The sequence below is a fragment of the Acidovorax delafieldii 2AN genome (assembly GCF_000175235.1).
GTDB classification, from domain to species: Bacteria; Pseudomonadota; Gammaproteobacteria; order Burkholderiales; family Burkholderiaceae_C; genus Acidovorax; species Acidovorax delafieldii_B.
Genome location: NZ_ACQT01000024.1, coordinates 21,564 through 32,470 on the forward strand (window position 1 = coordinate 21,564; position 10,907 = coordinate 32,470).

The 10,907-nt window shown below is 67.0% G+C and carries 10 protein-coding genes; all 10 read left to right on the forward strand.

Features of this window, described 5'->3' with window-relative positions:
- Positions 1-47: 47 nt before the first annotated feature.
- On the forward strand, positions 48-1,184 hold the full coding sequence (locus ACDELDRAFT_RS06080) for an acyl-CoA dehydrogenase family protein (protein WP_005794557.1): 1,137 nt from the start codon (positions 48-50) through the stop codon (positions 1,182-1,184).
- 4 nt (positions 1,185-1,188) lie between these two features.
- Positions 1,189-1,989, forward strand: a complete 801-nt coding sequence (locus tag ACDELDRAFT_RS06085; protein ID WP_005794558.1) for an oxepin-CoA hydrolase, alternative type — start codon at positions 1,189-1,191, stop codon at positions 1,987-1,989.
- Positions 1,989-3,272, forward strand: coding sequence for a CaiB/BaiF CoA transferase family protein (locus ACDELDRAFT_RS06090; protein ID WP_005794560.1), 1,284 nt, complete (start codon positions 1,989-1,991; stop codon positions 3,270-3,272). Before ACDELDRAFT_RS06085 ends, ACDELDRAFT_RS06090 begins: the two co-directional genes overlap by 1 nt.
- A 95-nt stretch (positions 3,273-3,367) precedes the next feature.
- Positions 3,368-4,372, forward strand: a complete 1,005-nt coding sequence (locus tag ACDELDRAFT_RS06095; RefSeq protein WP_005794562.1) for a Bug family tripartite tricarboxylate transporter substrate binding protein — start codon at positions 3,368-3,370, stop codon at positions 4,370-4,372.
- Between the two features lie 80 nt (positions 4,373-4,452).
- Positions 4,453-5,460, forward strand: coding sequence for a Bug family tripartite tricarboxylate transporter substrate binding protein (locus ACDELDRAFT_RS06100; RefSeq protein WP_005794563.1), 1,008 nt, complete (start codon positions 4,453-4,455; stop codon positions 5,458-5,460).
- 4 nt (positions 5,461-5,464) lie between these two features.
- On the forward strand, positions 5,465-6,448 hold the full coding sequence (locus ACDELDRAFT_RS06105; protein WP_005794565.1) for an NAD(P)H-dependent flavin oxidoreductase: 984 nt from the start codon (positions 5,465-5,467) through the stop codon (positions 6,446-6,448).
- Between the two features lie 38 nt (positions 6,449-6,486).
- Positions 6,487-7,236 (forward strand): electron transfer flavoprotein subunit beta/FixA family protein, encoded by a 750-nt coding sequence (locus ACDELDRAFT_RS06110; RefSeq protein ID WP_005794566.1) that lies wholly within the window; start codon positions 6,487-6,489, stop codon positions 7,234-7,236.
- Positions 7,237-8,169: an electron transfer flavoprotein subunit alpha/FixB family protein gene (locus tag ACDELDRAFT_RS06115; RefSeq protein WP_005794569.1), complete on the forward strand. Its 933-nt coding sequence runs from the start codon at positions 7,237-7,239 to the stop codon at positions 8,167-8,169.
- 98 nt (positions 8,170-8,267) lie between these two features.
- Positions 8,268-9,251, forward strand: a complete 984-nt coding sequence (locus ACDELDRAFT_RS06120) for a tripartite tricarboxylate transporter substrate binding protein (protein ID WP_005794571.1) — start codon at positions 8,268-8,270, stop codon at positions 9,249-9,251.
- Positions 9,252-9,566: 315 nt separating this feature from the next.
- On the forward strand, positions 9,567-10,907 hold a 1,341-nt coding region (locus ACDELDRAFT_RS06125), incomplete at its 3' end, for a hypothetical protein (protein WP_232504727.1).

Below are 10,907 nucleotides of genomic sequence, written 5' to 3' on the forward strand. Positions count from 1 at the left end.
TGCCAAGTGATCCGGATAGATGACCTGTTGGGTAGAAAGAATTTGCCATGAATTTCACACACACCGAAGACCGCCGCATGCTGGCGGACACGCTGAACCGCTTTGTTTCCGAGCAGTACGGCATCGATACCCGCAACGCCATCGCCTACGGCGAAGAGGGGCACAGCCCTGCGCTGTATGCGCAGTTTGCCGAACTGGGCGCCATCGGTGCGCTGTTTCCTGAAAGCGCCGGGGGCTTCGGCGGCGCGGGCTTTGACATCAGCGTGGTGTTTGAAAGCCTGGGCCGCGGCCTGGTGGCCGAGCCACTGGTGGGGGCGCTTGTGGTGGGCCAGGCGCTGATTGCCGCTGGCAGCGACGCGCAGAAGCAGCAGCTGGAGGGCATCATTGCCGGCGCCACCATTGCGGCCCTGGCCCACGACGAGCCGGGCAGCCACTACGAGCTGGCGCATGTGGCCACCACGGCCACGCCCTCGAACGGCGGCTGGGTGCTCAAGGGTGCCAAGGGCGTGGTGGCCTTCGGCCAGAAGGCCGACCTGCTGCTGGTCTCGGCCCGCACCGCCGGCGCTGCGTTCGACGAGGCGGGCATCAGCCTGTTCCTCGTGCCCGGCGATGCCGCAGGCCTGGGCAAGCGCGGCTACAGCCGCTTTGAAGGCGGGCGCGCGGCCGAAATCACGCTGGACAACGTCAAGGTGGGGGCCGATGCGCTGCTGGGTGCGCCAGGGCAGGGCCTGGCCGTGCTGGAGCGCATCACCGGCTATGCGCTGCTGGCGCTGGCGGCCGAATCGCTGGGCGCCATGGACGTGGCCAAGCAAAGCACGCTGGAATACCTGCAGACGCGCAAGCAGTTCGGTGTGCCGATCGGTTCGTTCCAGGCGCTGCAGCACCGCATGGCCGACCTGCTGCTGGAAGTGGAGCAGGCGCGTTCGGCGGTCATCAATGCCGCCGACGCCATTGACAACGCCACGGGCCCGGCGCGCGAAAAGGCCCTGTCCGCCGCGAAATACACGGTGGGCTACGTGGGCACCAAGGTGGCGCAGGAGAGCATCCAGATGCACGGCGGCATCGGCATGACCTGGGAACTGCCCCTGGCCCATTACGCCAAGCGCCTGGTGATGATCGATCACCAGTTCGGCGACGAAGACCACCACCTGGAGCGCTTCATCGCTCTGGGACGCCAGGGCTGAAGCCATGGACGCGCCGCTGCTGACCCGCCGCGATGGTGCCGTGCTGGTGCTGTCCAACAACAACGTGGCGGCACGCAATGCGCTGTCGCCTGAGTTCTATGCTGCGCTCACGACGGCGCTGCGCGAGGCTGCCGCCGACCCAGGTGTGGGCGCCATCGTGCTCACGGGCGAGGGCGGTCACTTCTGTTCGGGCGGCGACCTGCGCCAGCTGGCCAAGCGCCGCGAACTGCCTGTGCAGGAGCGCCGCGCCAAGCTCGAAGGCCTGCACGACCTCGTGCGCGCGGTGCGTGACTGCCCCAAGCCCGTCATTGCGGCAGTAGAGGGCGCGGCCGCTGGCGCCGGCCTCTCGCTGGCGCTGGCGTGCGACATGCTGGTGGCGGCGAAGAACGCTGTGTTCTCGGTGGCCTATGTGAAGGTGGGGCTCACGCCCGATGGGGGTGCCACGGCCTTCCTGGCAGAGTTCGTGTCGCGCCAGGTGCTGACCGAGCTGTGCCTGACCGGCGAGCGCATCAGCGGTGAGCGCCTGCACCAGCTCGGCCCCGTGAACCGCCTGGCCGAGCCGGGCACGGCGCTGGCCGAAGCCGTGACTCTGGCTGCCCAGGTTGCCGCAGGCCCCTCGCAGGCGATGGCCCGCATCAAGGACCTCTGCCGCCAGGCGCCGCGCAACACCCTCGAGCAGCAACTGGAACTGGAAGCGCAGCACATGGTGCGCTCGCAGGAAACGAACGAATCCCTCGAGGGCATCGGCGCTTTTCTCGACAAGCGCACACCCGACTATGCGAAGCTGCGCGGTCCCGCCGCCTGATGCCCCACGACACCACAGACAGGAACCCATCCGTGACCGCCACAGCTGCCTTCAAAGACGACGTTGATTTTCCGCTGGAGGGCGTGCGCGTGCTCGATCTATCGCGCGTGTTCGCCGGCCCGATGTGTGCCATGGTGCTGGCCGATTTTGGTGCCGAGGTGATCAAGGTCGAACACCCCGGCCGCGGCGACGACACGCGCGACTGGGGCATCCGCATCGGCAACACCGAGACCACCTACTACAACAGCATGAACCGCAACAAGCGGTCCGTCACCCTTGACCTGCAAAGCCCCGAGGGCCTGAAGATCATCCACGATCTACTGCCGCAGTTCGACGTGGTCATCCACAACTTCAAGACCGGTGGCGCCGAGAAGCTGGGCCTGGGCTACGAGCAGCTCAAGGCGATCAAGCCCGACCTGATCTACTGCGCCGTGGCCGGCTACGACAGCAGCGGCCCCGAGGCCAAGCGCCCAGGCTACGACCTTGTGATCCAGGGCGAGGCCGGCCTCATGGCGCTCAACGGCGAGGCCAACACGCCGCCGCTGAAGTTTGGCGTGGCCGTGGTCGACCTCATGACCGGCATGTATGCGGCGCAGGCCATTCTGGCGGCCCTGTTCCGGCGCGAACGCAGCGGGCGCGGCCGCCTGATCGAGATGGCGCTGTACGACTGCGGCATCATGGTCACGGGCTACTATGGGCTCGATGCGCTCCAGCTGGGCCGCGACCCGGAGCGCTACGGCAATGCCCACCCGTCCATCGTGCCCTACGGCATGTACGAGGCTGCCGATGGCCCGCTCATCATCGCCGTGGGCAACAACGCGCAGTTCGACAAGTTCTGCCGCCAGGTCATCGACCGCCCCGACATCGTCGAGGACCCGCGCTTCGCCACCAACGTCAACCGTGCCAAGAACCGGCTCGAACTCGGCCCCATGCTCAAGGCGCTGATCCGCAGCTTTCCGCGCGATCTGCTGCTCGAGCGCCTCACGGCCGCCGGCATCCCCTGTGGCCGGGTGGCGGGCCTGCACGAGGCCTTGACCAGCGAGCGCACCCGCCGCGGCGGCCTGCTGCAGGACATGCCGCACCCCGTGGTGGGCACCACGCCCGTGTTTGCCCCACCCTACCGGCTGGACGGCCAGCGCCTGCCGATCCGCAATGCGCCGCCTACGCTGGGCGAGGGCACGCGCGAGGTGCTGCACCGGCTGCTGGACCTGAGCGACACGCAACTGCAGCAACTGCGCGACCAGGGGGTGCTGACCCTGCCGCAGACGCCATCCTCGAACTGACGCCCCACAGGCCCCGACCGCAAGCCGCGCCAAGACGGCGCGGGGCCGCAACGTATTTCATCGCACCTCACGCCCTTATTTTCGGAGACATCGACATGGGTATCGCATTCAACCGCCGCAGCGTTTTGCAAGGCCTGGCCGCACTGGGCGGCTCCAGCTGGCTGGGAGGCGCCATGGCGCAGTCTGCCAAGTCCGCCTGGCCGAGCAAGCCGATCCGGCTCATCGTGCCGTTCAACGCGGGCGGCGCCACGGACATCATCGCCCGCACCATCGGAGAGGCCCTGGCCCGGCGCGTCGGCCAGCCCGTGGTGGTGGACAACAAGGGCGGAGCGGCCGGCATTCTGGGCACCGACGCCCTGGCCAAGGCGCCGGCGGATGGCTACACGTTGATGGTGTCGCTCAGCACATCGATGCTGATCAACCAGTTCCTCTACACCAAGCTGCCCTACAACCCGCAGAAGGACCTCCTGATGCTCTCGCAGATTGCGGCGGCGCCGGTCACGCTGGTGGTGCACCCCTCCGTGCCCGCCAACAACATGAAGGAGCTGCTGGCCTATGTGAAGGCGCGCAAGGGCAAGCTGTCGTACGGCTCCTGGGGCACGGGCTCGTATGCGCACCTCGCCGGCGCCTACATGAGCAAGACCATGGATGCCGACATGGCCCATGTGGCCTACAAGGGCGAGGCGCCCATGATCCAGGACCTGATCGGCGGGCAGCTGCAGATCTGCTTTTCCAGTGCGCTCAACACCAAGCCGTTCATCGATGCGGGCCGCCTCAAGGCCATCGGGGTCACGGGCAAGCAGCGCATGGATATCCTGCCCAAGGTGCCGACCATCTTCGAGCAGGGCGTGCAGGACGACGCCTATTCCCTCTTCGGCTGGGTTGCCATGGGGGCGCCCGCCGGCGTGCCCAAGGACGTTGTGGACCAGCTGTACGGCCATTTGCGCGAGATCATCAAGGACCCCAAGGTGCTTGAGCGCATTGCCGGCGCCGGTTTCCAGCCCATGATGAACAGCCCGCAGGAGTTCCAGCAGAACTACCAGCGTGACATGCCCATCTGGAAAGCGCTGGTCGAAGCAGCCGACGCCAAGCTCGACTGAGACATTGCAGCGCCCGCCGCGCCTGGCACCCCCGGGTGTTGCGGCGGGCGTTTTCCCATCCCCACTGACAGGAGGCTTCCATGCCCACAATCCACACCGCTTCACTGGCCCAGGCCACCCGCCGCGCCGTTCTTGCCCTGGCCGCAGCGCCGCTGCTGCTCGGTAGCGCCTTCGCGCAGCAGGCCGCCTGGCCCGACAAGATGATCAAGCTCGTTGTCCCCTTCCCGGCGGGCGGCCCCACCGACACGGCGTCGCGCATCGTGGGCCAGAAGCTGGGTGAACGCCTGAAGCAGGCCGTGGTGGTGGACAACCGCGCGGGCGCATCGGGCTCGATCGCGGCCGCCCAGGTCATGAAGAGCGCGGCCGATGGCTACACGCTGATGATGCTGGCCACGCCCACCATGCTCGCACCGCACCTGTACAAGAAGGCAGGCTACGACACGGTGAAGGACTTCACGCCCGTGGCCACGGTGTATGACCTGCCGATCGTGGTGGTGGTCAATCCCCGCATGCTGCCTGACGTGGTGGACCTCAAGACCCTCATCGCCCACGCCAAAGCCGAGAAATCCCCGCTCAACTACACCAGCTCGGGGGCTGGCAGCTTTGGCCACCTGAGCATGGAGATGCTCAAGCAGATGGCCGGTTTCGACATGCAGCATGTGCCCTACAAGGGCGGTGTGCCGGCCATCACCGACACCATCGGTGGCCAGGTGCCGGTGATGTACGCCGACCTCGTCGCCGCACTGCCGCACATCCAGGCGGGCAAGCTGCGCGCCATCGCCGTGGGATCGCCCCAGCGCGTGACGATGCTGCCCGATGTGAAGACTATCGCCGAGCAGGGCATCAAGGGCTACGACGCCGTGTCTTGGGGCGGCCTGCTGGCGCCGCCGGGAACGCCCAAGGCCGTGGTGGAGCGCATTGCGAATGAGGTCAAGCAGATCCTGGCCGAGAAGGAAATCCAGGAAAAACTGCTGAACGTCGGTGCCCTTGCGCACTTCCAGGGGCCGGCGCAGATGGGCCAGCGCGTGCAGCAGGATTACACCCGCTGGGGCCAGCTGATCCGCGACAAGGGCATCGCCACGGAATGACGCCATGAAGACCCGCATCACCGAACTGTTCGGCATCGAGCACCCCATCATCCAGGGGGGCATGCACCACGTGGGCCTGGCCGAGCTGGCATCGGCCGTCTCCAACGCCGGCGGCCTGGGCATCATCACCGGCCTGACTCAGCGCACGCCCGAGCTGCTGGCCCGCGAGATCGCGCGCTGCCGCGCCATGACCGACAAGCCCTTCGGCGTGAACCTGACCTTTCTGCCCTCGGTCAACCCGCCCGACTACCCGGGCTACGTCAAGGCCATCATCGACGGCGGTGTGAAAGTCGTCGAGACGGCAGGCAACAATCCGCAGAAATGGCTGCCCGCGCTCAAGGACGCCGGCATCAAGGTCATCCACAAATGCACCTCGGTGCGCCACGCGCTCAAGGCCGAGGCCATCGGCTGCGACGCCATCAGTGTGGACGGCTTCGAATGCGGTGGCCACCCGGGCGAGGACGACATCCCCAACTTCATCCTGCTGCCGCGCGCCGCGGAAGAGTTGAAGATCCCCTTCGTCGCCTCGGGCGGAATGGCCGACGGCCGCTCGCTGGTGGCTGCGCTGGCGCTGGGGGCCGACGGCATCAACATGGGCACGCGCTTCATCGCCACGCAAGAGGCGCCGGTGCACGACAACGTGAAGCAGGCCATCGTCGCGGCCAGCGAACTCGACACCCGCCTGGTCATGCGCCCGCTGCGCAACACCGAGCGCGTGCTGACCAATGCCGCCACCGAACGGCTGCTGCAGAAAGAGCGCGAACTGGGCGCGGCGATCACCTTTGCGGACATTGCGCCCGAAGTGGCCGGTGTCTATCCGCGCATCATGCAGCAGGGCGATATGGAAGCCGGTGTCTGGTCGTGCGGCATGGTGGCCGGGCTGATCCACGACGTGCCCACCGTGCAGCAGCTGATCGACGGCATCATGGCCCAGGCCCACGCGCTGATTGCCGAGCGGCTGGCCGGCCTGGTGCGCGCCGCCGCCTAGCGCACACACCCTTCAGGAATTCAACAAGGAAACAACCCATGAAAATTCTCGTCCCTGTCAAACGCGTGGTGGACTACAACGTGAAAGTCCGCGTGAAATCGGACGGCAGCGGTGTGGACATCGCCAACGTGAAGATGAGCATGAACCCCTTTGACGAAATCGCCGTTGAAGAGGCCGTGCGCCTGAAAGAAAAAGGCCTGGTGAGCGAAGTGATCGCCGTCAGCTGCGGCGTGGCCCAGTGCCAGGAGACCCTGCGCACGGCCATGGCCATCGGCGCCGACCGCGCCATCCTGGTGGAGACCGATGCCGAACTGCAGCCCCTGGCCGTGGCCAAGCTCCTGAAGGCCCTGGTGGACAAGGAACAACCCGGCCTCATCATCCTGGGCAAACAAGCCATCGACGACGACGCCAACCAGACCGGCCAGATGCTCGCCGCCCTGGCCGACCTGCCCCAAGCGACGTTTGCCAGCAAAGTGGAACTCTCGGCCGACAAAGTCAGCGTCACCCGCGAAATCGACGGCGGCCTGGAAACCCTGGCCCTGACGCTGCCCGCAGTGATCACCACCGACCTGCGCCTGAACGAACCCCGCTACGTCACCTTGCCCAACATCATGAAGGCCAAGAAGAAGCAACTCGATACCGTCAAGCCCGAAGACCTCGGTGTGGACGTCACCCCCCGCCTCAAGACCCTCAAAGTGAGCGAGCCGCCCAAGCGCGGCGCTGGCGTCAAGGTGGCGGACGTGGCCGCCCTGGTCGACAAACTCAAGAACGAAGCGAAGGTGATCTAAATGTCGGTACTCGTTATTGCTGAACACGACAACGCGTCCATCAAGGGCGCAACCCTGAACACCGTCACAGCCGCTGTGGCTTGCGGCGGCGACGTGCACGTCCTCGTCGCTGGCCACAACGCAGGCGCTGCAGCCGCTGCAGCAGCCCAGATCGCCGGCGTCGCCAAAGTCCTCCACGCCGACGCCCCCGGCCTGGAACACGGCCTCGCTGAAAACGTCGCCGCACAAGTCCTGGCCATCGCCTCGAACTACAGCCACATCCTCTTTCCCGCCACCGCCGGCGGCAAGAACGTGGCCCCCCGCGTGGCCGCCAAGCTCGACGTCGCCCAGATCAGCGACATCACCAAAGTGATCGCAGCCGACACCTTCGAGCGCCCCATCTACGCCGGCAACGCCATCGCCACCGTGCAAAGCGCCGACAGCGTGAAGATCATCACCGTGCGCACCACCGGCTTTGACGCCGCTGCCGCCACCGGAGGCTCGGCCGCCGTCGAAACCGCCGCCGCCACGGCAGATGCTGGCAAGAGCAGCTTCGTGGGCAGCGAAATCGCCAAGAGCGACCGGCCCGAACTCACCGCCGCCAAGATCATCGTCTCGGGCGGCCGGGCGCTGGGGAGCAAGGAAAAGTTCGACGAAGTCATGACCCCGCTGGCCGACAAGCTGGGCGCGGCCATTGGCGCCAGCCGGGCGGCGGTGGACGCGGGCTACGCCCCCAACGACCTGCAGGTGGGGCAGACGGGCAAGATCGTGGCACCGCAGCTGTACGTGGCCGCCGGCATCTCGGGCGCCATCCAGCACCTGGCGGGGATGAAGGACTCCAAGGTGATCGTGGCGATCAACAAGGACCCTGAAGCCCCGATCTTCAGCGTGGCCGACTATGGCCTGGAGGCCGACCTGTTCACGGCCGTGCCCGAACTGGTCAAGGCGCTCTGACGCGCATTCGGTTGCTATCAATAAGAGAGCTTCTGGCGCTTGCAGGACAAGCGCTGGGGCCACTTTCTGTTCAAAAATACAAGCAGGAGACAACATCCATGAGCCGTGACATTTCCCGCCGCACGTTGGTGCAGGCCGCCACCGCCGCCTTGGCCAGCGTGGCTTTGCCATCGCTGGCGCAACCGGCCTGGCCGAGCAAACCGATCAAGATCATCGTGCCCTACACGGCCGGCGGTTTCACCGACCAAATGGCGCGCCTGCTGCAGGTGGGTCTGCAAAAGCAGCTGGGCCAGCCCGTGGTGATCGACAACAAGCCCGGTGCGAACAGCATCATCGGCGTGGACGCCGTGGCCAAGGCAGCGCCAGACGGGCACACTTTTGGGGTGGTGATTCCCGCCTTCACCGCCAATACCACGCTGTACCCCAAGCTGCCCTACAACCCGCGCAAGGACTTGGTGGGTGTGTCGCTCATGGGCGTGTCGCCCCTGGTGGCTGCCGTGTCGCTGAACGCGCCGTTCAAGGACACGCGGGAGCTGATCGCCTACGCCAAGGCCAACCCTGGCAAGGTGAGCTTTGCCTCGTCAGGCAGCGGCTCGGCGGCGCACCTGACCAGCGAATTGCTCAAGACGCTGACGCAGACTTTCATGGTTCACATCCCGTACCGGGGCGCATCGCCCGCACTGGCGGACCTGCTGGGCGGCCAGGTGCCGCTGTTCCTTGACCCGCCCCCCAACCTGATCCAGCCCGCCAAGGCCGGCCGCATTCGGCTCATTGGCGTGGCCAGCGAAAAGCGTCTGCCCATCCTGCCCGATGTTCCCACTTTCGTGGAGCAGGGCATTCCAGGCATGCTGGGCAGCACTTGGGCCAGCATGATCGCGCCCGCGGGCACGCCGCGCGATATCGTCAAGCGCATGTCGGAGGCGGTGAACCAGATCATCCACAGCGCCGAAACACGTGCCAAGCTCGAGGCCATGGGCACGTTTGCGGAGGGCACCACGCCCGAAGCCTGCGACACCTTTCTTGCGGCGGAGACGGCCAAATGGGGCAAGGTGATCCGCGACGCCGGGGTGCAGCTGGACTGACCGGGTGGGGGCGCACGCCCCGGCAAACCGGTGCGGCAGGCTTGCAGCAAGTCCCGGGTTCGTGTGGCGATAGGCAGCATGGGGCCGGTACGGCGAGGCCTGGGCGTGTCATTCAGGCCTTGGTGAATTGCCGGTGTGTTTGTATGATCCGCGGCGTTCAAAATGCCGCTGGCGGCTGGGGTGGCATTGCCGGACCGGGGCAAGCTGCCCGGCCGCTTTTTCACGCCTGCCCCACGCTCCGCCACGTTCCATGCCTGCATCCATGTTCGCGACGCATTCCCGTACCCTGCATCTGGCCTGGCAATGGATGGCCGCGTGCGCTACCGCCCTGACGGGCCTTCACAGGGGTGCCCTTCGGGGGGCTTGGCGGCGCTTGTCATCGCACTGCTGCTACATGCCGCCGACGGCCACGCCGCAACGGAGTTGCGCACCCTCATTGACAGCGATGGCAACCCTGCCACCGGCTGCACTGTGGTAACCCCCGCAGGCACGTTCGAAGGCGCCGATCTGGCCGCGGTGACCCGTATCGACGTTTCGGCCACCGAGCCGGTGGGCGACGTGTCGCGCGAGATCTGCCAGGCGGGCGCGCTGGTCACGGACCCGAGTTTCACGCCTCTCGCACCCTTGCGCTGGCCTGTGGGCGTGGGGGCGGCAGGGGCCCAGCGCGACGTGGTGGAGAGCTACATCCCCTTCCCCTCGCCCCCCGGGGCGGTGCGGCTCGCGTTCATGGCGGGCACGACGGATGGCAGCCTGGCGCCGAGCGGGCTGCTTTCGGTCAACGGCAACCCTGCCGGCGGTGCGATCCAGTTGGCGGCACCGTCGGTGGCGGGCGTGCCGGGCCTGGGTGTTGGCGGACTGCTGCTGGCCGCGTTGCTCGTGGTCTGGGTCACCTATCGCTTCGCACCGGTCCGCCGCATTGCGGCGGGCAGCGCGGCGCTGGGCCTGCTGTTGGTGGTGGGGCTTGCCTGGGCTGCCATCGTGCGCGACGGCGATCCTTCGGATTGGAACTCCACACCGCCCATTGCCACCTCTTCCGCAGGTGTGCCGCTGCAGTTCGCTGCCGTGTATGCACGCATAGAAGGCGGCACCCTCCAACTGCGATACGACCTGGACCTGGGTCTGCGCGATGGCGCGCCGCACGATGACGGTACGTACAACACCACCGTAGGGGTGGCGCTGCCCGTGGCTGCACCGGGGGTACTGGCCAACGACGTGCCGGGTTCACCTCCCATACAGGTGAACGAGTTCCGTGTGCAGGGGGATGCCACCACGGTGCCCGCCGGCGGCGCGGTGGCGTTTGCGGGCAGCACGCTGCAGGTGAATCCCGACGGCGCGTTCACCGTGGGTGCACCCACGGTTGCCGGATTGTTTCGCTTCGAGTACCGCGCACGCAACCGGTTTTTCCCCGGCGGTTGGGGGGTGGCGACGGTGGCGGTTGCCGCCGCGCCCGCTGGGACGTGCGGCGACGGGACGCGCGGCGCCGGGGAGGCATGCGATGACGGAAACACCATCAACGAAACCAGTTGCAGCTACGGCACGCCCACCTGCACCACGTGCAACGCGACCTGCAGCGCCGTGCTCCCCCTGACGGGGCCGTATTGCGGCGACAGCACGGTCAATGGGACGGAGGTCTGCGATGACGGCAACACCACCGAT